The organism is Streptomyces sp. NPDC002795 (genome assembly GCF_042888725.1).
In the GTDB taxonomy this organism is placed as follows: domain Bacteria; phylum Actinomycetota; class Actinomycetes; order Streptomycetales; family Streptomycetaceae; genus Streptomyces.
Genome location: NZ_JBIAQB010000007.1, coordinates 102,025 through 126,449, shown reverse-complemented (window position 1 = coordinate 126,449; position 24,425 = coordinate 102,025). Strand labels below are relative to the sequence as shown.

Below are 24,425 nucleotides of genomic sequence, written 5' to 3'. Positions count from 1 at the left end.
GGCGTCCGCACCCCGGACACCGGAAACGTCGGGCTCCGCGGGCATGGGAGGATCGTTCCCATACACAGAGCGCGAGCATGAGGAGCACCGTTGAGCAGGTTGCGCTGGCTGACCGCGGGGGAGTCGCACGGCCCCGCACTCGTCGCGACGCTGGAGGGGCTTCCCGCCGGCGTTCCGATCACCACGGAGATGGTGGCGGACCACCTGGCACGGCGCCGCCTCGGCTATGGCCGCGGCGCCCGGATGAAATTCGAGCGCGACGAGGTCACCTTCCTCGGCGGCGTCCGGCACGGACTCACCATGGGTTCCCCGGTCGCGATCATGGTCGGCAACACCGAGTGGCCCAAGTGGGAACAGGTCATGTCCGGTGACCCGGTCGACCCGGAGATCCTCAAGGACATGGCGCGCAACGCGCCGCTGACCCGCCCGCGCCCCGGCCACGCCGACCTCGCGGGCATGCAGAAGTACGGCTTCGACGAGGCCCGCCCGATCCTGGAGCGCGCCTCCGCCCGCGAGACGGCCGCCCGGGTCGCGCTCGGCGCGGTCGCCCGGTCGTACCTCAAGGAGACGGCCGGCATCGAGATCGTCAGCCATGTCGTCGAACTGTGCTCGGTGAAGGCCCCGCAGGGCGTCTACCCGACCCCGGCCGACGTCGAGAAGCTGGACGCCGACCCGCTGCGCTGCCTGGACGCGGACGCGTCGAAGCAGATGGTGGCCGAGGTCGACCAGGCCCACAAGGACGGCGACACGCTCGGCGGCGTCGTCGAGGTCCTCGCCTACGACGTGCCGGTGGGCCTCGGCTCGCACGTGCACTGGGACCGCAAGCTCGACGCCCGCCTGGCCGGTGCGCTCATGGGCATCCAGGCCATCAAGGGCGTCGAGATCGGCGACGGCTTCGACCTCGCGCGCGTGCCCGGTTCCAAGGCGCACGACGAGATCGTGAAGACGGACGACGGCATCCGCCGCGTCTCCGGCCACGCCGGCGGCACCGAGGGCGGCCTGAGCACCGGTGAGCTGCTGCGCGTGCGCGCCGCGATGAAGCCGATCGCGACCGTGCCGCGCGCCCTCAAGACCGTGGACGTCGCCACCGGTGAGGCCACGCAGGCCCACCACCAGCGCTCCGACGTCTCCGCCGTGCCGGCCGCCGGCATCGTCGCCGAGGCGATGGTCGCGCTCGTCCTCGCGGACGCGGTCGCGGAGAAGTTCGGCGGCGACAGCGTGCCCGAGACCCGGCGCAACGTCACCTCGTACCTCGACAACCTGCAGATCCGGTGAGCGGCCCGCAGGTCGTTCTCGTCGGACCGATGGGCGTCGGCAAGTCGACGGTGGGCGCGCTGCTCGCCGAGCGGCTCGGCTGCGCCTACCGGGACACCGACGACGACATCGTCACCGCACAGGGCCGCACCATCGCGGAGATCTTCGTCGACGAGGGCGAGGCGCGTTTCCGGGAGTTGGAGAAGGCCTCCGTGGCGGCCGCGCTCGCCGGCCACGAGGGCGTGCTCTCGCTCGGCGGCGGCGCGATCCTCGACGCCGACACCCGCGCCCTGCTCGCCGGGCACACCGTCGTCTATCTCTCGATGGACGTCGACGAGGCGGCCAAGCGGACGGGCCTGAACGTCGCCCGGCCGCTGCTCGCCGTCAACCCCCGCAAGCAGTGGCGGGAGTTGATGGAGGCGCGCCGCCATCTGTACACCGAGGCCGCCCGCGTGGTCGTGGCCACCGACGGCCGTACCCCCGAAGAGGTCACCGAAGCGGTCCTCGACGCACTGGAGTTGAAGCAGGCATGAGCGAGGAAGTAACTCGTATCCACGTCGGCGGCACCGCCGGCACGGACCCCTACGAGGTCCTGGTGGGGCGTCAACTCCTGGGTGAACTGGGCTCGTTGATCGGCGACAAGGTCAAGCGCGTCGCCATCGTGCACCCGGAGGCGCTCGCCGAGACCGGCGAGGCGCTCCGCGGCGACCTGGCCGACCAGGGCTTCGAGGCGATCGCCATCCAGGTGCCGAACGCCGAGGAGGCCAAGACCGCCGAGGTCGCCGCCTACTGCTGGAAGGCCCTCGGGCAGTCCAACTTCACGCGCTCCGACGTCGTCGTCGGCGTCGGCGGCGGCGCGACCACGGACCTCGCCGGGTTCGTGGCCGCGACCTGGCTGCGCGGCGTGCGCTGGATCGCCATCCCGACGACCGTGCTCGCCATGGTGGACGCGGCGGTCGGCGGCAAGACCGGCATCAACACCGCCGAGGGCAAGAACCTGGTGGGCGCCTTCCACCCGCCGGCCGGAGTCCTGTGCGACCTGGCCGCCCTCGACTCCCTCCCGGTGCACGACTTCGTGTCCGGTCTCGCCGAGGTCATCAAGGCCGGTTTCATCGCCGACGAGAGGATCCTCGAACTCATCGAGGAGGACCCGCAGTCGGCCCGCACGCCCACCGGCGAGCACACCGCCGAGCTGATCGAGCGCGCCATCAGGGTCAAGGCCGAGGTCGTCTCCTCCGACCTCAAGGAGTCGGGCCTGCGCGAGATCCTCAACTACGGGCACACGCTCGCGCACGCCATCGAGAAGAACGAGCGCTACAAGTGGCGGCACGGCGCGGCCGTCTCCATCGGCATGCTCTTCGCCGCCGAACTCGGCCGCCTGGCGGGCCGGTTGGACGACGCGACGGCGGACCGCCACCGCACGGTCCTGGAGTCGGTGGGTCTCCCGCTGAGCTACCGCTACGACCAGTGGCCCAAGCTCCTCGAAACGATGAAGGTCGACAAGAAGTCCCGCGGCGATCTGCTGCGCTTCATCGTCCTCGACGGCCTCGGCAGGCCCACCGTCCTGGAGGGGCCCGACCCCGCCGTGCTGCTCGCCGCGTACGGCGAAGTGGCGGAATAGGGCGGTCCGTTCACGTTCGGGCACGTCGTGACCTCCCCGGCCGTTCACACAACGGCGGCCGGGGACGGTACCGTTCGGTAGCGCCCCGTTCGCCGGCGCCCAAGTGACCGTCGTACGAGATGGAGTGGCACCGGATGCAGCACGCAGGGGGATCTCCGCTGCCGCCGCCCCACCGGCCGGGGCACACGCCGGCCGGCCCCTTGCCGCAGGCGAGCCACGCTCAGCAGCCGCCACCGCCCGGCATACCGGGATTCAGCGGAGCGCCGCCGCACCATCCGCCCGCCCAGCCGCCGCACATGCAGGCGCCGCAGGCCCCGCATCGGCAGCAGCAGCCTCCTCGCGAGACCACCGGTCATGTGCAGCTCCCGACCGGCGCTCCCGTCGCCGTGCCGAGTCCGCCGCCCGCGCAGGCGCCCGCCGACTCGACCTCGACCACGCTCGCGGTGCTGCTCATCGGCCCCGCGGGCGCGGGGAAGACAAGCGTCGCCAGGTACTGGGCGGAGAGCCGTCGGGTCCCGACGGCGCACATCAGCCTCGACGACGTACGGGAATGGGTCTGCTCGGGCTTCGCCGACCCGCAGTCGGGCTGGAACGACAACAGTGAGGCGCAGTACCGGCTGGCCCGCCGCACCTGCGGTTTTGCCGCGCGCAACTTTTTGGCGAATGGAATCTCCTGCATCCTCGACGATGCAGTGTTCCCGGACCGGCCGGTGGTCGGCCTGGGCGGCTGGAAGCGGCACGTGGGCCCCGGCCTGCTGCCCGTCGTCCTCCTGCCCGGCCTGGAGATCGTCCTGGAGCGCAACTCCCGTCGCAGCGGCAACCGCCGCCTCACCGACGAGGAGGTCGCCCGCATCCACGGTCGGATGGCGGGCTGGTACGGCTCGGGCCTCCCGATCATCGACAATTCCCAGCTGGACGTCCCCGGCACGGCGCAGGTCCTGGACGAGGTCCTGGCCCGCGCGATCACGAGCCCACCGCAGTGGTGACGGTTCCGTAGGCGGGTGGGATCCGGTGGACCGGGGCGGGGTGGGTTCGGCCGGGTCGATCGGGCTTGGGCCCGTGGGATCCGGTGGGCCGGGGCGGCGTCGGGTGTCCGGGGTTGGTTTCTTCGGCGGGGAGGCGATGAGGGCATGCGGTGCCCCGTGCCGGTTTCCCCTCGCCCATCTCCCACCCACCCGCCCGTCGTGCCGGGGCTGAGCCTCCGGACCCTCATCGCCCGCCGAGCCCGTGCCTCTCGCCTACGAGGGGGCTTGACGGGGCCGACCGTCGCTCCGCTGCGGTCAACCGGGTGCGCTCAGGGCCTCCTCGGCCTCCCCACCCGAGGCAGCGGCCCTCGCCGCGCCTGGGACAAGCATCCGGGTCACGTCTCCCCAGCACCATCGACGGCCTCCCGTCACTGCCGACGCCACCTCCGCCTTGGGCGACCGGGTGGGCGAGGCGGCGCCCGGTGCAGCGCAACGAAGACGAGACACCGACCACGGCGATAGGCCTGCGCCCCGCCCCCGCGCAGCCAGTAGGGCACGAGCCGACTCCGGCGCAGCGGGCCAGGCCCCCGGAGGGGGCGGTGGGTGGGGGATGGGCGGGTGCCGGCGTGGCAGGGGAAGGTGCGGCGCCGGGTACCGGTCACGTGGTCACCGACCCGGGCAAAGCGCCGCCCGGGTATCGCGCGCTCATCACGGCAGAGCGCCGGGTCCCGGGCCCCGGGTCCCGTCGGGCGCCGGGTCCCGCATCCCGTCAGGCCGCGGGTCCCGCATCCCGTCGGGTCCCGGGTCCTGCATCCCGTCGGGCGCCGGGTCCTGCATCCCGTCGGGCGCCGGGTCCTGCATCCCGTCAGGCCCCCGGGCCCCGCGCCCCGTCAAGCCCCGGGCCCCGCGCCCCGTCAGGCCGCGGGTCCCGCATCCCGTCAGGCGCCGGGTCCCGCATCCCGTCAGGCCCCTGGGCCCCGCACCCCGTCAAGCCCCGGGCCCCGTCAAGCCCCGGGCCCCGTCAAGCCCCGGGCCCCGACAGGCCCCGGGCCCCGCACCCCGTCAAGCCCCAGGTCCCGCACCCCGACAGGCCCCGGGCCCCGGCACAGCGGGCCAGGCCCCGGTCGGGCCGAAGCCCCCGGAGGGGGCGGTGGGTGGGAGGTGACCAGCGGAGGCGCGGCCGGGGTGGCACGGCGCCGCGGCATGCGCTGCGGGCAGGCCCGGCCCCCGACAAGGCACACCCTTCGGTGCCGCTCCCAGATCCCGGCGGGGGCCGCCCCGACAAGGCACACCCTTCGGTGCCGCTCCCTGATCCCGGCGGGCGCCGCCCCGACAAGGCACACCCCCTGGTGCCACCCCCCATCCCGGCGGGCGCCGCCCGGCAAGGCCCCACCCCCCGGTGGGCGGGCGCCGCCCGGCAAAGCCCCGCCTCCCGGTGCCGAACCCGAACACCCCGACACCACCCCCGCCCCCCCCGCGCACCACCCCGCCCACCCCGACATTCCCCCGGCCCCCGGCGGCATCCCACCCACACACCCCCGGAGGGACCCGTCCGGACGCGCTGAGGCGGCCGCGTCGGCCGCCCGCTCGTACGCTCGGCGACATGGCAGAGGTGTACGCGGCCCGACGGGACCGGCTCAGAGAGCGTGCGACGGCGGGTGGCGGCGCGGCCACCCTCGTCTCGCGGCCCGCCAACGTCCGCTACCTGGCGGGAACGGCACCGAACGGCGCCGTCCTCCTGCTGGGCCGGGACTCCGACGGCGGTGACGACCTCCTGCTGTGCGCGCGGGCGCCGAGCGACGAACCCGCCGCCGGACGGCTCGACGAGGCGCTGCGCGTGCAGGTCCTGGACGTCCCCGCGGGGGACCCGGCCGTCGCCGCGGCGGACGTGGCGGCGGCCCGCGGGGCCGACTCCCTCGCCGTCGAGGAGCACCACCTGACGGTGGCCCGGCACCGCGCGGTCGGCTCCGTGGCGCCCCGGCTCCGTCTGCTGGACCTCAACAGCGGCGTCGAGCAGCTGCGCCTCGTCAAGGACGAGGAGGAGATCTCCTTTCTGCGGATCGCGGCAGAGATCGCCGACCAGGCGCTAGGTGAGCTGCTCGAGTCCATCCTCGTCGGCCGCACAGAGCGTCACCTCGCCCTCGAACTGGAACGTCGACTTGTCGACCATGGAGCGGACGGGGCCGCCTTCCCCACCTCCGTGGGCACGGGCCCGAACTCGGCGCGCGTGGCCCACCGGCCCACCGACCGCCGGGTCGAGGAGGGTGATTTCCTCTCCGTGTGCCTGGGCGCGACGTACCGCGGCTACCGCTGCGAGATCGGCCGTACGTTCGTCATCGGAACCTCGCCCGCTGACTGGCAGATCGAGCTGTACGACCTCGTCTTCGCCGCTCAGAGGGCCGGACGCGAGAGTCTCGCCCCTGGCGTCGAGTGCCGCGAAGTGGACAGGGCCGCCCGTCACGTCCTGGACGCAGCAGGGTATGGTGACGGGCTCGCGCCGCTGACCGGACACGGGGTGGGACTCGAAATCGACGAGGACCCGCAGTTGGCCCCCGCGGCCATGGGTAAACTGGACACTTGTGTGCCGGTCACCGTCGAGCCGGGGGTCCACCTCCCGGGTCGGGGCGGCGTCCGGATCGATGACACGCTCGTCGTCCGCCCCGAGGCGGACGGCGGACCCGAGCTACTCACCATCACGACCAAGGAGCTGCTCGCGCTCTAGCCCGCAAAGGCTGTTCGCGTGCCCCTGGGTCGTCCACGTCAGTCCAGGAGATTCCGCAACCGTGGCTTCCACGAACGACCTCAAGAACGGCCTGGTGCTCAAGCTCGACGGGGGCCAGCTCTGGTCCGTCGTCGAGTTCCAGCACGTCAAGCCCGGCAAGGGCCCTGCCTTCGTGCGCACCAAGCTCAAGAACGTGCTCTCCGGCAAGGTCGTCGACAAGACGTTCAACGCCGGCGTCAAGGTCGAGACGGCCACCATTGACAAGCGCGACATGCAGTTCTCGTACATGGACGGGGACTACTTCGTGTTCATGGACATGGAGACGTACGACCAGCTGCACGTCGACCGCAAGGCCGTCGGCGACGCCGCCAACTTCCTGATCGAGGGCTTCACCGCCTCCGTCGCGCAGCACGAGGGCGAGGTGCTCTTCGTCGAGCTGCCGGCCGCCGTCGAGCTCGTGATCAAGGAGACCGAGCCCGGCGTCCAGGGTGACCGCTCCACCGGCGGCACCAAGCCCGCCATCCTGGAGACCGGCCACCAGATCGGCGTGCCGCTCTTCATCACGCAGGGCGAGAAGATCAAGGTCGACACCCGTACGAGCGACTACCTCGGCCGGGTGAACAGCTAACCGTGGCTGCCCGTAATACGGCCCGCAAGCGCGCCTTTCAGATCCTCTTCGAGGCAGACCAGCGCGGCGCCGACGTCCTGACGGTCCTCGCGGACTGGATCCGGCACTCCCGCAGTGACACGCGGCAGCCGCCCGTCAGCGAGTACACGATGGAGCTGGTCGAGGGGTACGCCAAGCAGGCGTCCCGGATCGACGAGCTCATCTCGCAGTACGCCGTCGGGTGGACCCTTGACCGGATGCCGGTCGTCGACCGCAACATCGTGCGGCTCGGCGCCTACGAGCTGGTCTGGGTCGACGGGACCCCGGACGCCGTCGTACTCGACGAGGCCGTTTCGCTGGCCAAGGAGTTCTCCACCGACGAGTCCCCGGCGTTCATCAACGGACTGTTGGGTCGCTTCAAGGACCTGAAGCCGACCCTGCGTCGCGACGAGGCCTGAGCCCCGCCGCCGAGCGCAGCATCGTTCCGCGGGCCCGGAGCAGAACATGAACAATGTTCTGCTCCGGGCCTGGTGCGTTTCCGGGGATCTTCATAGGTTCTGGTCATGTCACCGACAGGCCTCCCCGCGCGCGTGCGCATCGGCTACGGGCTCGGCTCCTTCGCCACCGGAACCTTCGGCACGGTCCCGGGCCTGTTGCTGCTGTACTACCTGACCGACGTACTCGGCGTCGGAGCGGGCCTGGCCGGACTGCTCGTCTTCCTGCCCAAGGCGTGGGACGTGCTGCTCAACCCGTGGATCGGCGCCCGCTCCGACCGCAGCACCCGCTCGCGCCTGGGCCCCCGCCGCTCCTGGATGCTGCTCGGCGCGCTCACCCTGCCGGTCTGCTTCGCGGGCATGTTCGCGGCCCCCGCGGGACTCGAAGGCGGGCCCGCCGCCGCGTACGTGGCCGCCCTGTTCCTGCTCAGCGCCTCCGCGTACGCCTGCTTCCAAGTCCCGTACGTCGCGCTGCCCGCGGAACTCACGGCGGACCCCGACGAGCGGGCCCGCGTCATGGCCTGGCGCGTCGCCTTCCTCGCCGTGGCCATCCTGGTGTCGGGATCCCTCGCCCCCGCGCTCGCCGACGCGGGCGGATACCGGCTGATGGGCGTGGTGATCGGTGCGCTGCTCGCCGCCGGGACGCTGGCCGCCGTGTGCGCGACGGCCGGAACGCGCAGCGCCATCCGTACGACGAGCGAGCCAGGCCTGCGCGCGCAGCTGCGCGCCGCCAGGGGCAACGCCCCCTTCGGATGGCTGTTCGGCGCGTACGTCGTGCAGGCCGCCGCGTCCGGCCTGATGCTCGCCGGTACCCAGTACTTCGCGACGTACGTCCTCGACTGGCCGGGCGCCACCACCGTGCTGTTCGCCTGCCTCATCGTGCCCTCGCTCCTCGCGATGCCCCTGTGGCTGGCCACGGGCCGCCGAACGGGCAAGCGGAACGCGGCACTCGGGGCCTCCGCGTGCTTCCTGCTGGGGGCGCTCGGCGCCGCCGCCGGGCGCGAACTGCCGACCTCGCTGATCTACGCAGCCGTGGTTGTGGCCGGCATCGGGTACGCGGGCACGCAGATGCTGCCGCTCGCGATGCTCGGCGACGCGATCGCCGCCGACGCCTACCTCAGCGGGCGGCGCAGAGCCGGAGTCTTCACCGGCCTGTGGACCGCCGGCGAGACACTCGGACTCGCCCTGGGACCCGGCCTGTTCGGCCTCGTCCTCGCGCTCGGCGGGTTCGTCTCCTCCGATGCCACGCACCGTGTCGCGCAGCCCGGCTCGGCGCTGACCGCGATCGTCATCGGCTTCGGCGCGCTGCCCGCCCTGCTGCTCGCGCTGAGCCTTCCGCTGCTGGCCAGATACCGCCTCACCGAGTCCGAACTGATCCGCCTGCGCGCCGACTTCGAGGAGTCCACATGACGACCGACGACCCGATCCTGGCGCGGCTGACCGCGCTGCGCGCGGGCGACCTGCCGGTACACGGCGGGCGCACCATGGCGTACGTATACGACTCCGGGCTCGAGGGCCTCGACGAACTCGCGAACGCCGCGCAGGCCGCCTTCGCCGGGGTCAACGGGCTCGACATGACGGCGTTCCCGAGCGTCGTGGAGCTGGAGAACGACCTGGTGCGGCGCGCCACGTCGCTGCTCGGCGGCAGCGCGGGCACGTTCACCAGCGGCGGCACCGAGAGCTGCCTGCTCGCCGTCCTGACCGCGCGTCAGTACGCCCGCAAGGAGCGCGGGGTGACCGAGCCCGAACTCGTACTGCCGGAGACGGCGCACGCCGCCTTCCACAAGGCCGCCGAGCTGTTCGGCCTGCGCGTGGTGAGCGTCCCCGTCGACCCGGACACCTTCCAGGTGCGCCCGGCCGACGTGACCGCGGCGATCTCCGAGCGCACCGCCCTGGTCGCCGTCTCCGCCCCCTCGTACGCGCACGGAGTCATCGACCCGGTCGTCGAGGTGGCGCGGGAGGCGGAGCGGCGCGGAGTGCTGTGCCACGTCGACGCGTGCATCGGCGGGTGGTACCTCGGCCATCTGCGGCACGCCGCGCGTCTAGGACAGGACGTACCGGACATCCCGGAGTTCGACCTGTCCGTCCGGGGCGTGACGTCGCTCTCCGTCGACCTGCACAAATACGCGTACACGGCGAAGGGCGCCTCGCTGCTCCTGTTCCGCGACGCGGGGCTGCGCCGCCACGGCTGGTTCGCGCACGCCGCCTGGCCCGGCTACCCCGTGGTCAACTCCACGCTCCAGGGCACCAAGTCGGCCGGACCCCTCGCGGCGGCCTGGGCGGTGACGGAGCGCGTCGGCGCCGAAGGTTACGCGGTGCTGTCGACGCGCGTACACCGGACGACCCGCGCGCTCGCTGACGGTGTCGAACGGATCAGCGGTCTGCGGCTCGCCGCGCGGCCCGAGGCGTCCCTGATCGCCGTGGCCTCCGACGACCCGGACATCGATGTCTTCGTGGTGGCGGACGAGCTGCGGGGGAGCGGCTGGTATCTGCAGCCGCAGCCGGCGTTCGGGGCTGCACCGGCAACGCTGCATCTGACGGTGACCGCGGCCGTGGCGCAACAGGAGACGGCGCGGCTGCTCCTTGCCGAGCTGGACAAGGCGGTGGAACGGGCCCGTGAGCTGGGGCCCGTTCGGGTGGATCCGGAGGTCGTCGAGGCGGCGGCCACGCTGGATCCGGACACGCTGACCTCGCAGGAGGTCGAGATCGCGCTCGCGCTCGCCGGGGTGGGGGAGGGCGGCCGGCTGCCGGAGCGGATGGCGCCCGTGCTCGCGGTGCTCCAGGCGCTCCCGCCGAAGCTGAGCGCCCGCCTCCTGCCCGAGGTCATCGGGAGGCTGTACCGCACGTGAGCATTTTCAGCCCCTCCGGCGTTTGAGGAGCGGGGTCCGGGGCGGAGCCCCGCGGCGCCGGGCCTGGTGTTCCGGGCCCGGAACACCGGGAGGGGGCGGAGCCCATTCGCTCCGCCCCCTCAGGGCTGTGACGTTTCTGCGGCGTGTGGCCGGATCAGACGTCGTCGTGCGCCACCGCGCGTCGCGCGTCCGCGTCGAGCACGCCCCAGCTGATCAGCTGCTCGGTCAGGACCGAGGGCGACTGGTCGTAGATGACGGCGAGGGTGCGCAGGTCGTCCTGGCGGATCGACAGCACCTTGCCGTTGTAGTCACCGCGCTGCGACTGGATCGTGGCGGCGTAACGCTGCAGCGGGCCCGCCTTCTCCGGCGGCACGTGTGCCAGACGCTCCAGGTCGAGGCGCAGCTTGGGCGGCGGCTCGGCGGCGCCACCCGGGGTGGTGCCCGGCAGCAGCTCCTGCACCGGCACACCGTAGAAGTCCGCCAGTTCGGCGAGGCGCTGCACGGTGACGGCACGGTCACCGCGCTCGTACGACCCGACCACGACCGCCTTCCAGCGTCCCTGGGACTTCTCCTCGACACCGTGGAGGGAAAGGCCCTGCTGGGTACGGATCGCGCGGAGTTTGGCCCCGAGCTGTTTGGCGTATTCGCTGGACATATAGCTCCCCGGACACTGCATCACTAAGCGGCTGCGCCGCGTGGCTGTAACTCACTGTGAGGTTACGCAGCGTTACTTGGCCGCGTCAAGCCGAATGGTCCGTACCGACCATCTCGTGAATTCGGCGGTCCCGCACCTCCAAGCGGGTGATCAGCGATGTTGTGGGGGCTGGTATGGTTGACGACGCAAATCCGACGTCCTTTAAGGTCCGTCCCGTGAGGCGGAGAAGGGGGTCCGTTTCATATGGACACGCAGCAGTCCGATGCCCGGCCGGTACTCGAAGGCCCTGACATCGCGCGGGTACTGACCCGCATCGCCCACGAGATCGTCGAGCGCGCCAAGGGCGCCGAGGACGTGGTTCTCCTGGGCATTCCCACGCGAGGCGTCTTCCTCGCGCGCCGGCTGGCCGAGAAGCTCGAAGAGATCACCGGCCGCGCCATCCCCGTCGGCTCGCTCGACATCACGATGTACCGCGACGACCTGCGCATGCACCCGCCGCGCGCGCTCGCCCGCACCGAGATCCCGGGTGACGGCATCGACGGCCGCCTCGTCGTCCTCGTCGACGACGTGCTCTTCTCCGGCCGCACCATCCGCGCCGCCCTCGACGCCCTGAACGACATCGGGCGCCCGCGCGCGGTGCAGCTCGCCGTCCTCGTCGACCGCGGCCATCGCGAACTCCCCATCCGTGCCGACTACGTCGGCAAGAACCTCCCCACGTCGCTGCGGGAGACGGTCAAGGTCCAGCTCGCCGAGGAGGACGGCCGCGACGCCGTGCTGCTCGGCGCGAAGCCGGACGCCCAGGCGGCCGAGCAGTAGCACCCCTTCCTGTCGTGCGCGTGCCCGCGTACGGCCCGAAAGGTGTGCCCTCGCGCGCCCGTATGTCCTGAATCTCCTGAACTGCCTTACGGAGCACCCCAGATGATGCGACACCTCATCTCGGCCGCCGACCTCTCCCGCGACGATGCCGTGCACATCCTCGACACCGCCGAGGAGATGGCCCGCGTCGCCGACCGGCCCATCAAGAAGCTGCCCGCCCTGCGCGGCCGGACCATCTGCAACCTGTTCTTCGAGGACTCGACGCGGACGCGGATCTCGTTCGAGGCCGCCGAGAAGCGCCTGTCCGCCGACGTCATCAACTTCGCCGCCAAGGGGTCGAGCGTCTCCAAGGGCGAGTCCCTCAAGGACACCGCCCAGACGCTCGAGGCCATGGGCGTCGACGCCGTCGTCATCCGGCACGGCGCGTCCGGCGCCCCGTACCGGCTCGCCACCTCCGGCTGGATCGACGCGCCCGTCATCAACGCGGGTGACGGCACCCACCAGCACCCCACGCAGGCACTGCTCGACGCGTTCACGATGCGCCGCCGGCTCGTCGGTCCCGACGCCGGGATCGGCCAGGGCCTCGACGGCAAGCGCGTCACGATCGTCGGCGACGTCCTGCACAGCCGCGTCGCCCGCTCGAACGTCGACCTGCTGCACACGCTCGGCGCCGAGGTCACCGTCGTCGCGCCGCCCACCCTGGTGCCGGTCGGCGTCGAGACCTGGCCCTGCGAGGTGTCGTACGACCTCGACTCCACGCTCACCAAGTCCGACGCGGTGATGATGCTCCGCGTGCAGCGCGAGCGGATGAACGCCGCGTTCTTCCCGACCGAGCGCGAGTACAGCCGCCGCTACGGGCTCGACGGCGACCGCATGGCGCGGATGCCGGAGCACTCCATCGTGATGCACCCCGGCCCGATGGTCCGCGGCATGGAGATCACCGCCGAGGTCGCCGACTCCGACCGCTGCACGGTCATCGAGCAGGTCGCCAACGGCGTGCACACGCGGATGGCCGTCCTGTACCTGCTTCTCGGCGGCAACGAGCCCGCCGTGTCCCACTCTCGTACCGAGGAGACGAAGTAATCATGAGCAAGACCCTTATCCGTGGTGCGAAGGTGCTCGGCGGCGAGCCGCAGGACGTCCTGATCGACGGCGGCGTGATCGCAGAGGTCGGCAGCGGGCTGAGCGCCGATGGCGTCGAGACCGTCGTCGAGGCCGGGGGCAAGGTCCTTCTGCCGGGCCTCGTCGACCTCCACACCCACCTGCGCGAGCCGGGCCGCGAGGACTCCGAGACGGTCCTGACCGGCACCCGCGCCGCCGCCTCCGGTGGCTACACGAACGTGTTCGCCATGGCCAACACGTTCCCGGTCGCCGACACCGCAGGCGTCGTCGAGCAGGTCTACCGGCTCGGCCAGGAGCACGGCTACTGCGACGTGCAGCCCATCGGCGCCGTCACCGTCGGCCTGGAGGGCGTCAAGCTCGCCGAGCTGGGCGCCATGCACGAGTCCGCGGCCGGCGTCACCGTCTTCTCCGACGACGGCAAGTGCGTCCACGACGCCGTGATCATGCGCCGCGCCCTGGAGTACGTGAAGGCCTTCGGCGGCGTCGTCGCGCAGCACGCCCAGGAGCCGCGCCTCACCGAGGGCGCCCAGATGAACGAGGGCACCGTCTCCGCCGAACTGGGCCTCGGCGGCTGGCCCGCCGTCGCCGAGGAGTCGATCATCGCCCGCGATGTGCTGCTCGCCGAGCACGTCGGCTCCCGCGTGCACATCTGCCACCTGTCGACCGCGGGCTCCGTCGAGATCATCCGCTGGGCCAAGTCCCGCGGCATCGACGTCACCGCCGAGGTCACCCCGCACCACCTCCTCCTGACCGACGAGGTGGTCCGCTCGTACAACCCGGTCTACAAGGTCAACCCGCCGCTGCGTACCGAGAAGGACGTCATGGCGCTGCGCGAGGCGCTGGCCGACGGCACGATCGACATCGTCGCCACCGACCACGCCCCGCACCCGCAGGAGGACAAGGACTGCGAGTGGGCCGCCGCCGCCATGGGCATGGTGGGTCTGGAGACGGCGCTGAGCGTGGTGCAGCAGACGATGGTGGAGACGGGTCTGCTGAGCTGGGCCGGGGTCGCCGACCGGATGTCCGTGAAGCCCGCCGAGATCGGGCAGGCCCACGGCCATGGACGTCCCGTCTCGGCAGGTGAGCCCGCGAACCTGGTTCTGGTCGACGCCGACTACCGTGGTGACGTGGACCCCGCGGGCTTCGCCTCCCGCAGCCGCAACACCCCGTACGAGGGCCGCGAGCTGCCGGGGCGCGTCACCCACACCTGGCTGCGGGGCAAGGCCACCCTCGCCGACGGGAAGCTCGCGTGACACCTCTGCAACCACTCGCCGTCCTCGCCGAACAGAAGTCGGCGGAGGTGACGGACTGGCCGAACCGGATCGGCTGGATCGTCGGTCTGCTGCTGTTCATCGCGCTCGTCTACTGGCTGATGCGCCAGGGCTGGAAGTGGCGCGGCACCCTCCAGGGCGACCTGCCGCCGCTGCCCGACGCGCCGACCGAGCAGGGCCCGGTGAAACTGGAGCTGAGCGGCCGCTACCACGGCTCCACCAGCGCAGGGCAGTGGCTCGACCGCATCGTGGCGCACGGCCTCGGTACCCGCAGCCGCGTCGAGCTGACGCTCACCGACGCGGGGCTGACCGCCGTACGCCCCGGAGCGAGCGACTTCTTCGTCCCGGCGGAGGCGCTGCGCGAGGCCCGGCTCGACAAGGGCATCGCGGGCAAGGTCCTCACCGAGGGCGGCCTGCTGATCGTCACCTGGGCGCACGGCGACAAGCTGATCGACTCCGGATTCCGCGCCGACCACGCCGCCGAGCAGGCGGAATGGGTCACCGCAATCAACAACATGATCGACACGAAGATCACGACGGAAGGCACCGCACGATGACCACCTCCACCAGGGGAACCGAGAAGGTTCCCGCCGTGCTCGTCCTGGAGGACGGCCGAGTGTTCCGCGGCCGCGCCTACGGGGCCGTGGGGGAGACCTTCGGCGAGGCCGTGTTCTCCACCGGCATGACCGGCTACCAGGAGACCCTCACCGACCCGTCGTACGACCGCCAGATCGTGGTCGCGACCGCCCCGCAGATCGGCAACACGGGCTGGAACGACGAGGACGACGAGTCGAAGCGCATCTGGGTCTCCGGATACGTCGTGCGCGACCCCGCGCGCGTGCCCTCCAACTGGCGCGCGACGCGTTCGCTCGACGACGAGCTGGTCAACCAGGGCGTCGTCGGCATCTCCGGCATCGACACCCGCGCCCTCACCCGCCACCTGCGCGAGAGCGGCTCCATGCGCTCCGGGATCTTCTCCGGCGAGACGCTCCCGGCCGACGCCGAGCTCGTCTCCCGCGTCCAGGCGCAGCCCGCGATGAAGGGCCTGAGTCTGTACGAGGAGGTCGCCACCAAGGAGGCCTACGTCGTCCCGGCGATCGGCGAGAAGAAGTTCACCGTCGCCGCCATCGACCTCGGCATCAAGGGCATGACCCCGCACCGCATGGCCGAGCGCGGCATCGAGGTACACGTGCTGCCGGCGACCGCGAGCGTCGACGACGTGTACGCGGTGAACCCCGACGGCGTGTTCTTCTCCAACGGGCCGGGCGACCCGGCCACCGCCGAGGGCCCGGTCGCGCTGATGACCGCCGTCCTGGAGCGCAAGACGCCGCTGTTCGGCATCTGCTTCGGCAACCAGATCCTCGGACGCGCCCTCGGCTTCGGCACGTTCAAGCTGAAGTACGGCCACCGCGGCATCAACCAGCCGGTGCAGGATCGCACCACCGGCAAGGTCGAGGTCACCGCCCACAACCACGGCTTCGCCGTGGACGCGCCGCTCGACAAGGTGAGCGACACCAGGTTCGGCCGCGTCGAGGTCTCCCACGTGTGCCTCAACGACGACGTCGTGGAGGGCCTCCAGCTGCTCGACCAGCCGGGCTTCTCCGTCCAGTACCACCCCGAAGCGGCGGCCGGTCCGCACGACGCCGCGTACCTGTTCGACCGCTTCACGTCTTTGATGAGCACAGTTCTGATGGAGTCCGCCCGTGCCTAAGCGCAATGACCTGAATTCCGTACTCGTCATCGGCTCGGGCCCGATCGTCATCGGCCAGGCCGCGGAGTTCGACTACTCCGGCACCCAGGCCTGCCGGGTGCTGAAGCAGGAGGGCCTGCGGGTCATCCTGGTCAACTCCAACCCGGCGACGATCATGACCGACCCGGAGATCGCCGACGCCACGTACGTCGAGCCGATCACCCCCGAGTTCGTCGAGAAGATCATCGCCAAGGAGCGCCCCGACGCGCTCCTGCCGACCCTCGGCGGCCAGACCGCGCTCAACACCGCGATCTCCATGCACGAGCAGGGTGTCCTCGAGAAGTACGGCGTCGAGCTGATCGGCGCCAACGTCGAGGCGATCAACAAGGGCGAGGACCGCGACCTCTTCAAGGGCGTCGTCGAAGAGGTCAACAAGAAGATCGGGCACGGCGAGTCCGCCCGCTCGTACATCTGCCACTCCATGGACGACGTCCTGAAGGGCGTCGAGGAACTCGGCGGCTACCCGGTCGTCGTCCGCCCCTCCTTCACCATGGGCGGCGCCGGCTCCGGCTTCGCGCACGACGAGGAGGAGCTGCGCCGCATCGCGGGTCAGGGCCTCACGCTCTCGCCGACCACCGAGGTGCTCCTGGAGGAGTCCATCCTCGGCTGGAAGGAGTACGAGCTGGAGCTGATGCGCGACAAGAACGACAACGTCGTGGTCGTCTGCTCCATCGAGAACTTCGACCCGATGGGCGTGCACACCGGTGACTCGATCACCGTCGCCCCGTCGATGACCCTCACCGACCGCGAGTACCAGCGCCTGCGTGACATCGGCATCGCGATCATCCGCGAGGTCGGCGTCGACACCGGCGGCTGCAACATCCAGTTCGCGATCAACCCCGAAGACGGCCGCGTCATCGTCATCGAGATGAACCCGCGCGTCTCCCGGTCCTCGGCGCTCGCGTCCAAGGCCACCGGCTTCCCGATCGCGAAGATCGCCGCCAAGCTGGCCGTCGGCTACACGCTGGACGAGATCCCGAACGACATCACCGAGAAGACGCCGGCCTCCTTCGAGCCGACGCTCGACTACGTAGTCGTGAAGGCCCCGCGCTTCGCCTTCGAGAAGTTCCCGAGCGCCGACTCCACGCTGACCACGACCATGAAGTCGGTCGGCGAGGCCATGGCCATCGGCCGCAACTTCACCGAGGCGTTCCAGAAGGCGCTGCGCTCCCTGGAGAAGGCGGGCTCGCAGTTCACCTTCGTCGGTGAGACCGGCGACAAGACCGCCCTCCTCGAAGAGGCCGTGCGCCCGACCGACGGCCGCATCAACACCGTCATGGAGGCCATCCGCGCCGGCGCCACGCCCCAGGAGATCTTCGACTACACGAAGATCGACCCGTGGTTCGTCGACCAGCTCTTCCTCATCAAGGAGGTCGCCGACGAGCTCGCCGCCGCCCCCGAGCTGACGAAGGACCTGATCGCCGAGGCCAAGCGGCACGGCTTCTCGGACTCCCAGATCGGCGAGATCCGCGGCCTGCGCCAGGACGTCGTCCGCGAGGTCAGGCACGCCCTCGGCGTCCGCCCGGTCTACAAGACGGTCGACACCTGCGCCGCCGAGTTCGCCGCCAAGACGCCGTACTTCTACTCCTCGTACGACGAGGAGAGCGAGGTCGCGCCGCGCGAGAAGCCCGCCGTGATCATCCTCGGCTCCGGCCCGAACCGCATCGGCCAGGGCATCGAGTTCGACTACTCCTGCGTCCACGCCTCCTTCGCGCTCAGCGACGCGGGCTACGAGACCGTGATGGTCAACTGCAACCCGGAGACGGTCTCCACGGACTACGACACGTCCGACCGCCTCTACTTCGAGCCGCTTACGCTCGAAGACGTCCTGGAGATCGTCCACGCGGAGTCGCTCGCGGGCCCGATCGCGGGCGTCATCGTGCAGCTCGGCGGCCAGACCCCGCTCGGCCTCGCGCAGGCGCTCAAGGACAACGGCGTGCCCGTCGTCGGCACGCCCCCGGAGGCGATCCACGCCGCCGAGGACCGCGGCGCCTTCGGCCGCGTGCTCGCCGAGGCCGGCCTCCCGGCCCCGAAGCACGGCACCGCCACGACGTTCGCGGAAGCGAAGACGATCGCCGACGAGATCGGCTACCCGGTCCTCGTCCGTCCGTCGTACGTGCTCGGCGGCCGCGGCATGGAGATCGTCTACGACGAGGAGCGCCTCTCCTCGTACATCGAGGAGTCGACGGAGATCAGCCCGTCGCGCCCGGTCCTCGTCGACCGCTTCCTCGACGACGCCATCGAGATCGACGTCGACGCGCTCTACGACGGCGAGGAGCTCTACCTCGGCGGCGTCATGGAGCACATCGAGGAGGCCGGCATCCACTCCGGCGACTCGGCGTGCGCCCTGCCCCCGATCACCCTCGGTGGCTACGACATCAAGCGCCTGCGCGCCTCTACGGAGGGCATCGCCAAGGGCGTCGGCGTCCGCGGACTCATCAACATCCAGTTCGCGATGGCAGGGGACATCCTCTACGTCCTGGAGGCCAACCCGCGCGCGTCGCGCACGGTCCCCTTCACCTCGAAGGCGACCGCGGTGCCGCTCGCGAAGGCCGCCGCCCGCATCTCGCTGGGCGCCACCGTCGCCGAGCTGCGCGCCGAGGGCCTGCTCCCGAAGACCGGCGACGGCGGCACGCTGCCGATGGACGCGCCGATCTCCGTCAAGGAGGCCGTCATGCCGTGGTCGCGCTTCCGCGACATCCACGGCCGTGGCGTCGACACGGTCCTCGGCCCGGAGATGCGCTCCACCGGCGAGGTCATGGGCATCGACTCCGTCTTCGGCACGGCGTACGCCAAGTCGCAGGCGGGCGCCTACGGTCCGCTGCCGACGAAGGGCCGGGCGTTCATCTCCGTCGCCAACCGCGACAAGCGCTCGATGATCTTCCCGGCGCGCGAGCTGGTGGCCCACGGCTTCGAGCTGCTCGCCACCTCCGGCACCGCCGAGGTCCTCAAGCGCAACGGCATCAACGCCACGATCGTGCGCAAGCAGTCCGAGGGCGAGGGCCCGAACGGCGAGAAGACGATCGTCCAGCTGATCCACGACGGCGACGTCGACCTGATCGTCAACACCCCGTACGGCACCGGCGGCCGCCTCGACGGCTACGACATCCGGACGGCGGCGGTCTCCCGCTCCGTGCCGTGCCTGACCACGGTCCAGGCGCTCGCCGCGGCCGTCCAGGGCATCGAGGCGCTGGGCCACGGCGACGTGGGCGTGCGCTCACTGCAGGAACACGCGGAACGCCTGACGGCGGCCCGCGACTAAGGATCCAGCAGCCCAAGAGGGGGACACCACACCGGTGTCCCCCTCTTCATGAGGCCACCGCCTCATGAAGACCTATAGGACTTCCAGCATGTACAAGCTGTTCTTCAACCTCGTCTTCAAGCGCATGGACCCTGAGAAGGCCCATTACCTGGCCTTCCGCTGGATCCGCCTCGCGGCCCGCACACCCGTTCTGCGCACCTTCGTAGCCGCGTATCTCGCGCCGCGCTACAAGGAGCTGCGTACGGAGGCCCTGGGCCTGCGCATGCACGGCCCCTTCGGGCTCGCCGCCGGATTCGACAAGAACGCCATCGCGATCGACGGCATGTCGATGCTGGGCTTCGACCACGTCGAGATCGGCACCGTGACGGGCGAGGCCCAGCCGGGCAACCCCAAGAAGCGGCTGTTCCGCCTCGTGCAGGACCGCGCGCTCATCAACCGCATGGGCTTCAACAACGAGGGCTCCCTGGCCGTGGCGGCCCGCCTGGCCTCCCGCAACCCGGTCTTCAGGACCACGGTCGGCGTGAACATCGGCAAGACCAAGGTCGTGCCGGAGGCCGAGGCCACCGGCGACTACGTGAAGTCCACCGAGCGGCTCGCCGCGTTCGCCGACTACCTCGTCGTGAACGTGTCCTCGCCGAACACGCCGGGCCTGCGCAACCTCCAGGCCACGGAGGCGCTGCGGCCGCTCCTGAGCGCCGTGCGCGAGGCCGCGGACCGTACGGTGAGGAGCCGTCGCGTCCCGCTCCTCGTCAAGATCGCGCCCGACCTCGCCGACGAGGACGTCGACGCGGTCGCCGACCTCGCCGTGGAGCTCGGCCTCGACGGCATCATCGCCACGAACACGACGATCACCCGCGAGGGCCTCGCCACCAAGGGCGACGTCGTGAACGAGACCGGCGGACTGTCCGGCGCGCCCCTCAAGGAGCGCTCCCTGGAGGTCCTGAGCCGCTTGTACGCGCGCGTGGGCGACCGGATCACGCTCGTGGGCGTCGGCGGCATCGAGAACGCCGAGGACGCCTGGCGGCGCATCCTCGCCGGTGCCACGCTCATCCAGGGCTACTCGGCCTTCATCTACGAAGGCCCCTGCTACGCCCGCGCGATCCACAAGGGCCTCGCCGCCCGCCTGCGCGACTCCCCGTACGCCACGCTCGCCGACGCGATCGGCGCCGACACCAAGAAGGTTTCCGCATGACGGTCATGGACCCCTTCGGCGCCCGCCTGCGCCGCGTCATGGACGAACGCGGCCCGCTCTGCGTCGGCATCGACCCGCACGCCGCCCTGCTGTCCTCCTGGGGCCTCAACGACGACATCAAGGGCCTGGAGACCTTCACGCGCGCGTGCGTGGAGGCGCTGGCCGACACGGTCGCCGTGGTCAAGCCCCAGTCGGCGTTCTTCGAGCGGTTCGGCTCGCGGGGCGTCGCCGTCCTGGAGCGGGCCGTGGCGGACCTGCGCGCCGCCGGGACCCTCGTCGTCATGGACGCAAAGCGCGGCGACATCGGCTCCACCATGGCCGCGTACGCGCAGACCTTCCTGCACAAGGACTCCCCGCTGTTCTCGGACGCCCTGACCGTCTCGCCGTACCTGGGCTACGGGTCCCTGAAGCCCGCCGTGGACCTCGCCCGCGAGTCCGGAGCCGGCCTCTTCGTGCTCGCGCTCACCTCGAACCCCGAGGGCGGCGAGGTCCAGCACGCGGTCCGCGCCGACGGCCGCGACGTAGGGGCGACGATGCTCGCGCACCTCGCGCAGGAGAACGCGGGGGAGGAGCCCATGGGTTCCTTCGGAGCCGTGGTCGGCGCGACGCTCGGCGACCTGTCCTCCTACGAGCTCGACATCAACGGCCCGCTCCTCGCCCCCGGCATCGGGGCGCAGGGTGCCACGGCGGCCGATCTGCCGTCGGTGTTCGGCTCCGCCGTGCGCAATGTCGTACCGAATGTGAGCCGTGGAGTTCTCAAGGCGGGACCTTCGGTCTCGGCCCTGCGGGACGCCTCCGTGCGGTTCGCGGACGAGGTGCGCGAGGCCGTCTCGGGGGCCTGACGCGAGAGGTTTAAGGGTGGCACTCCGTGCCGACCTTGGGTTTTGCGTCCGAATCCTGTCCGGTTTAGTGGTTGATTTGTCCAGAATGTACGGCTCGACAGAGGCTGACCAGGACTTTTCGTCTGTTCTCGCTGACTCTGGCGGCCATGCCCGCTAGTCTCCGTCGAGAGTCAACGGTCAACTGCACGCCAGCAGGTTGTTCGTTGCTCACCAGGTGTGGGGCGACTAGGTTCCTCACCGGTCCGTATCCGACAGTTCGACATCCGAGGTGACGTAGGCGTGGCTCTTCCGCCCCTTACCCCTGAACAGCGCGCAGCCGCGCTCGAAAAGGCCGCCGCGGCTCGCCGGGAGCGGGCCGAGGTCAAGAATCGACTCAAGCACTCCGGCGCGTCCCTCCACGAGGTCATCAAGCAGGGCCAGGAGAACGACGTCATCGGCAAGATGAAGGTCTCCGCCCTCCTCGAGTCCCTCCCGGGCGTGGGCAAGGTCCGCGCCAAGCAGATCATGGAGCGTCTCGGGATCAGCGAATCCCGCCGGGTGCGCGGTCTCGGTTCCAACCAGATCGCCTCCCTGGAGCGCGAGTTCGGCAGCACCGGAGCCTGAGTGGCCGCGGCCGTCCCGGGCTGACCCCCGGGGCTGGTCCGGGCACTCCGGAACAACTGGAATAATCGCTGCATGAGTGAACGTCCGCGGCTGACCGTGCTCTCCGGCCCCTCGGGGGTCGGCAAGAGCACGGTTGTCGCCCATATGCGCAAGGAACACCCCGAGGTCTGGCTCTCGGTGTCGGCCACGACCCGCAAGCCGCGCCCCGGCGAGCAGCACGGTGTCCAGTACTTCTTCGTCACCGACGAGGAAATGGACAAGCTGATCGCCAACGGTGAGCTCCTCGAGTGGGCCGAGTTCGCGGGGAACCGTTACGGCACCCCGCGCAGGGCCGTGCTCGACCGCCTGGAGGCGGGGGAGCCGGTGCTGCTCGAGATCGACCTTCAGGGTGCTCGACTGGTCCGGGAATCGATGCCCGAGGCGCAGCTGGTCTTTCTGGCCCCGCCGAGCTGGGAGGAGCTGGTCCGCCGGCTCACCGGGCGCGGCACGGAGGCGCCGGAGGTCATCGAGCGCCGTCTCGGGGCCGCCAAGGTGGAACTCGCCTCCGAGTCGGAGTTCGACACCACGCTTGTCAACACCTCCGTCGAGGGCGTGGCCCGTGAGCTGCTAGCCTTGATGAAAGTTCTTTGATCTTTAACCCCATCGGAAGGCAGAGAGTGTCCTCTACCATCACCGCGCCCGAGGGCATCATCAACCCTCCGATTGATGAGCTCCTCGAGGCTACCGACTCGAAGTACAGCCTGGTCATCTACGCCGCCAAGCGCGCGCGTCAGATCAACGCGTACTACTCGCAGCTCGGTGAGGGCCTGCTCGAGTACGTCGGCCCGCTGGTGGACACGCACGTCCACGAGAAGCCGCTCTCGATCGCTCTTCGCGAGATCAACGCGGGTCTGCTGACGTCCGAGGCCATCGAGGGCCCGGCTCAGTAACGCTCATAGTTTCGGTACCTCAGGCCCGGCAGCGCTCTTGCCGGGCCTGTGGTGTGTCATGGAGTCGTACGCTCGCGATTCAGGGGAGAAGCCGGTGTCGAAGCCGAAGGTCGTTCTGGGGGTCAGCGGCGGAATCGCCGCCTACAAGGCGTGTGAGCTGCTCCGTCGGCTGACGGAGTCCGGCCACGACGTGCGCGTCGTGCCGACCGAATCGGCGCTGCACTTCGTCGGCGCCGCGACCTGGTCGGCGCTCTCCGGCAACCCGGTCTCCACGGAGGTCTGGGACTCGGTCCACGAGGTGCCGCACGTGCGCATCGGCCAGCACGCGGACCTCGTGATCGTCGCGCCGGCCACCGCCGACATGCTCGCCAAGGCGGCCCACGGGCTCGCCGACGACCTCCTCACGAACACGCTCCTCACCGCCCGATGTCCCGTCGTCTTCGCCCCCGCGATGCACACCGAGATGTGGGAGCACCCGGCCACCCAGGAGAACGTCGCGACGCTGCGCCGCCGCGGCGCCCTCGTCATCGAGCCGGCGGTCGGCCGCCTCACGGGCGTCGACACCGGCAAGGGACGCTTCCCCGACCCGGCGGAGATCTTCGAGTACGCGCGCCGGGTGCTCGCGCGCGGCGACGCCCCACAGGACCTCGTTGGCCGCCACGTGGTCGTCAGCGCCGGCGGCACCCGCGAGCCCCTCGACCCGGTCCGCTTCCTCGGCAACCGCTCCTCCGGAAAGCAGGGCTACGCGCTCGCCCGGACGGCGGCGGCGCGCGGCGCCCGCGTCACGCTGCTCTCCGCGAACGCGGACCTCCCGGATCCGGCGGGCGTCGACGTCGTCCGCGTAGGGACGGCCGTTCAGTTGCGCGAGGCGGCCCTCAAGGCGGCCGCCGACGCCGACGCGGTCGTCATGGCCGCGGCCGTCGCCGACTTCCGCCCCGAGGCCTACGCCACCGGGAAGATCAAGAAGAAGGACGACGAGGAGCCCGCGCCGATCGTCCTCGTCCGCAACCCGGACATCCTCGCCGAGCTGTCCGCCGACCGCGCCCGTCCGGGGCAGGTCGTCGTCGGCTTCGCCGCGGAGACCGACGACGTCCTCGCCAACGGCCGCGCCAAGCTCGCCCGCAAGGGCTGTGACCTGCTCGTCGTCAATGAGGTGGGGGAGCGCAAGACCTTCGGCTCCGAGGAGAACGAGGCCGTGATCCTGGGCGCCGACGGGCACGAGACGCCGGTCCCCTACGGCCCGAAGGAAGCGCTCGCCGACCGTATCTGGGACGAGGCGGCGCGCCGCCTCGGGCCCGCGACGGCCGGCTGAATGTTTGTCGAACACGCGCGGAACCCCTTCGGCGGGTGTTCGGTGCGTGAAATTCACATCCGGCACGCCTGACGCAGCGAAACCCCGAAAACACGCCAATTTCGGGCGGGCAGTACCCTTCCGAAGACCGATCGTCGTATCGCAGAATGCGGTGTCGCA

The 24,425-nt window shown here is 71.0% G+C and carries 22 protein-coding genes; 21 read left to right on the top strand and 1 reads right to left on the bottom strand.

The genetic code is table 11. The features are described 5' to 3' along the window. The first annotated feature begins 90 nt into the window (after window positions 1–90). From aroC to ACFYWS_RS21900, 9 genes are all read left to right on the top strand, one after another. Entirely contained in the window at window positions 91–1,275 is a 1,185-nt protein-coding gene (gene aroC, locus ACFYWS_RS21940) for a chorismate synthase (protein ID WP_389279144.1), read from the top strand. After that, the gene (locus tag ACFYWS_RS21935; protein ID WP_389279141.1) at window positions 1,272–1,787 is read left to right on the top strand and encodes a shikimate kinase; all 516 of its coding nucleotides are present in this window, start codon (window positions 1,272–1,274) and stop codon (window positions 1,785–1,787) included. The genes aroC and ACFYWS_RS21935 overlap by 4 nt, the downstream gene beginning before the upstream one ends. Then, a complete protein-coding gene (aroB, locus tag ACFYWS_RS21930; protein WP_389279138.1) occupies window positions 1,784–2,875 on the top strand; it encodes a 3-dehydroquinate synthase in 1,092 nt (363 codons plus the stop codon). The genes ACFYWS_RS21935 and aroB overlap by 4 nt, the downstream gene beginning before the upstream one ends. Before the next feature lie 134 nt (window positions 2,876–3,009). Further along, on the top strand, window positions 3,010–3,861 hold the full coding sequence (locus ACFYWS_RS21925; protein ID WP_389279135.1) for a Pro-rich N-terminal domain-containing protein: 852 nt from the start codon (window positions 3,010–3,012) through the stop codon (window positions 3,859–3,861). 1,582 nt (window positions 3,862–5,443) lie between these two features. Continuing rightward, complete coding sequence (locus ACFYWS_RS21920) at window positions 5,444–6,562, top strand: M24 family metallopeptidase (protein ID WP_389279132.1); 1,119 nt, start codon at window positions 5,444–5,446, stop codon at window positions 6,560–6,562. Window positions 6,563–6,623: 61 nt separating this feature from the next. After that, complete coding sequence (efp, locus tag ACFYWS_RS21915; RefSeq protein WP_326014241.1) at window positions 6,624–7,190, top strand: elongation factor P; 567 nt, start codon at window positions 6,624–6,626, stop codon at window positions 7,188–7,190. A 2-nt stretch (window positions 7,191–7,192) separates the two neighbouring features. Then, window positions 7,193–7,627, top strand: a complete 435-nt coding sequence (nusB, locus tag ACFYWS_RS21910; RefSeq protein ID WP_389279129.1) for a transcription antitermination factor NusB — start codon at window positions 7,193–7,195, stop codon at window positions 7,625–7,627. 105 nt (window positions 7,628–7,732) lie between these two features. Further along, on the top strand, window positions 7,733–9,073 hold the full coding sequence (locus tag ACFYWS_RS21905) for an MFS transporter (RefSeq protein ID WP_389279126.1): 1,341 nt from the start codon (window positions 7,733–7,735) through the stop codon (window positions 9,071–9,073). Continuing rightward, on the top strand, window positions 9,070–10,512 hold the full coding sequence (locus ACFYWS_RS21900) for an aminotransferase class V-fold PLP-dependent enzyme (protein ID WP_389279123.1): 1,443 nt from the start codon (window positions 9,070–9,072) through the stop codon (window positions 10,510–10,512). The genes ACFYWS_RS21905 and ACFYWS_RS21900 overlap by 4 nt, the downstream gene beginning before the upstream one ends. Before the next feature lie 154 nt (window positions 10,513–10,666). Here ACFYWS_RS21900 and bldD read toward each other — a convergent pair whose 3' ends face one another. Then, window positions 10,667–11,167 (bottom strand): transcriptional regulator BldD, encoded by a 501-nt coding sequence (bldD, locus tag ACFYWS_RS21895; RefSeq protein ID WP_266721805.1) that lies wholly within the window; start codon window positions 11,165–11,167, stop codon window positions 10,667–10,669. A 243-nt stretch (window positions 11,168–11,410) separates the two neighbouring features. Between bldD and pyrR the strand changes: the two genes are divergently transcribed. The 12 genes from pyrR to coaBC all read left to right on the top strand — a co-directional run bounded on the left by pyrR (window position 11,411) and on the right by coaBC (window position 24,266). Beyond that, a complete protein-coding gene (gene pyrR / locus ACFYWS_RS21890) occupies window positions 11,411–11,983 on the top strand; it encodes a bifunctional pyr operon transcriptional regulator/uracil phosphoribosyltransferase PyrR (protein WP_266721807.1) in 573 nt (190 codons plus the stop codon). Between the two features lie 102 nt (window positions 11,984–12,085). Beyond that, a complete protein-coding gene (locus ACFYWS_RS21885; RefSeq protein WP_389279119.1) occupies window positions 12,086–13,066 on the top strand; it encodes an aspartate carbamoyltransferase catalytic subunit in 981 nt (326 codons plus the stop codon). Window positions 13,067–13,068: 2 nt separating this feature from the next. After that, entirely contained in the window at window positions 13,069–14,358 is a 1,290-nt protein-coding gene (locus ACFYWS_RS21880) for a dihydroorotase (RefSeq protein ID WP_389279117.1), read from the top strand. Further along, on the top strand, window positions 14,355–14,933 hold the full coding sequence (locus ACFYWS_RS21875) for a hypothetical protein (RefSeq protein ID WP_389279115.1): 579 nt from the start codon (window positions 14,355–14,357) through the stop codon (window positions 14,931–14,933). The genes ACFYWS_RS21880 and ACFYWS_RS21875 overlap by 4 nt, the downstream gene beginning before the upstream one ends. After that, a complete protein-coding gene (gene carA, locus ACFYWS_RS21870) occupies window positions 14,930–16,087 on the top strand; it encodes a glutamine-hydrolyzing carbamoyl-phosphate synthase small subunit (RefSeq protein ID WP_389279113.1) in 1,158 nt (385 codons plus the stop codon). The genes ACFYWS_RS21875 and carA overlap by 4 nt, the downstream gene beginning before the upstream one ends. Further along, entirely contained in the window at window positions 16,080–19,388 is a 3,309-nt protein-coding gene (gene carB, locus ACFYWS_RS21865; protein WP_389279110.1) for a carbamoyl-phosphate synthase large subunit, read from the top strand. Before carA ends, carB begins: the two co-directional genes overlap by 8 nt. A gap of 88 nt (window positions 19,389–19,476) precedes the next feature. After that, window positions 19,477–20,580 (top strand): quinone-dependent dihydroorotate dehydrogenase, encoded by a 1,104-nt coding sequence (locus ACFYWS_RS21860; protein WP_389279107.1) that lies wholly within the window; start codon window positions 19,477–19,479, stop codon window positions 20,578–20,580. After that, complete coding sequence (gene pyrF / locus ACFYWS_RS21855; RefSeq protein ID WP_389279104.1) at window positions 20,577–21,422, top strand: orotidine-5'-phosphate decarboxylase; 846 nt, start codon at window positions 20,577–20,579, stop codon at window positions 21,420–21,422. The genes ACFYWS_RS21860 and pyrF overlap by 4 nt, the downstream gene beginning before the upstream one ends. A gap of 279 nt (window positions 21,423–21,701) precedes the next feature. Continuing rightward, entirely contained in the window at window positions 21,702–22,025 is a 324-nt protein-coding gene (locus ACFYWS_RS21850; protein ID WP_026246651.1) for an integration host factor, read from the top strand. Window positions 22,026–22,097: 72 nt separating this feature from the next. Beyond that, window positions 22,098–22,655 (top strand): guanylate kinase, encoded by a 558-nt coding sequence (gene gmk / locus ACFYWS_RS21845; protein WP_389279101.1) that lies wholly within the window; start codon window positions 22,098–22,100, stop codon window positions 22,653–22,655. A gap of 26 nt (window positions 22,656–22,681) precedes the next feature. Further along, window positions 22,682–22,954: a DNA-directed RNA polymerase subunit omega gene (gene rpoZ, locus ACFYWS_RS21840; RefSeq protein WP_326014223.1), complete on the top strand. Its 273-nt coding sequence runs from the start codon at window positions 22,682–22,684 to the stop codon at window positions 22,952–22,954. 58 nt (window positions 22,955–23,012) lie between these two features. Further along, window positions 23,013–24,266: a bifunctional phosphopantothenoylcysteine decarboxylase/phosphopantothenate--cysteine ligase CoaBC gene (gene coaBC / locus ACFYWS_RS21835; protein ID WP_389279097.1), complete on the top strand. Its 1,254-nt coding sequence runs from the start codon at window positions 23,013–23,015 to the stop codon at window positions 24,264–24,266. Window positions 24,267–24,425: the final 159 nt, after the last annotated feature.

Excerpts from the sequence above, each read along its gene's own strand:
- aroB (WP_389279138.1), top strand. The coding sequence starts at position 1,784 with ATGAGCGAGGAAGTAACTCGTATCCACGTCGGCGGCACCGCCGGCACG.
- ACFYWS_RS21925 (WP_389279135.1), top strand. The coding sequence starts at position 3,010 with ATGCAGCACGCAGGGGGATCTCCGCTGCCGCCGCCCCACCGGCCGGGG.
- ACFYWS_RS21920 (WP_389279132.1), top strand. The coding sequence starts at position 5,444 with ATGGCAGAGGTGTACGCGGCCCGACGGGACCGGCTCAGAGAGCGTGCG.
- ACFYWS_RS21905 (WP_389279126.1), top strand. The coding sequence starts at position 7,733 with ATGTCACCGACAGGCCTCCCCGCGCGCGTGCGCATCGGCTACGGGCTC.
- ACFYWS_RS21900 (WP_389279123.1), top strand. The coding sequence starts at position 9,070 with ATGACGACCGACGACCCGATCCTGGCGCGGCTGACCGCGCTGCGCGCG.
- bldD (WP_266721805.1), bottom strand. The coding sequence starts at position 11,167 with ATGTCCAGCGAATACGCCAAACAGCTCGGGGCCAAACTCCGCGCGATC.
- pyrR (WP_266721807.1), top strand. The coding sequence starts at position 11,411 with ATGGACACGCAGCAGTCCGATGCCCGGCCGGTACTCGAAGGCCCTGAC.
- ACFYWS_RS21885 (WP_389279119.1), top strand. The coding sequence starts at position 12,086 with ATGATGCGACACCTCATCTCGGCCGCCGACCTCTCCCGCGACGATGCC.
- ACFYWS_RS21880 (WP_389279117.1), top strand. The coding sequence starts at position 13,069 with ATGAGCAAGACCCTTATCCGTGGTGCGAAGGTGCTCGGCGGCGAGCCG.
- carA (WP_389279113.1), top strand. The coding sequence starts at position 14,930 with ATGACCACCTCCACCAGGGGAACCGAGAAGGTTCCCGCCGTGCTCGTC.
- ACFYWS_RS21860 (WP_389279107.1), top strand. The coding sequence starts at position 19,477 with ATGTACAAGCTGTTCTTCAACCTCGTCTTCAAGCGCATGGACCCTGAG.
- pyrF (WP_389279104.1), top strand. The coding sequence starts at position 20,577 with ATGACGGTCATGGACCCCTTCGGCGCCCGCCTGCGCCGCGTCATGGAC.
- gmk (WP_389279101.1), top strand. The coding sequence starts at position 22,098 with ATGAGTGAACGTCCGCGGCTGACCGTGCTCTCCGGCCCCTCGGGGGTC.
- coaBC (WP_389279097.1), top strand. The coding sequence starts at position 23,013 with ATGGAGTCGTACGCTCGCGATTCAGGGGAGAAGCCGGTGTCGAAGCCG.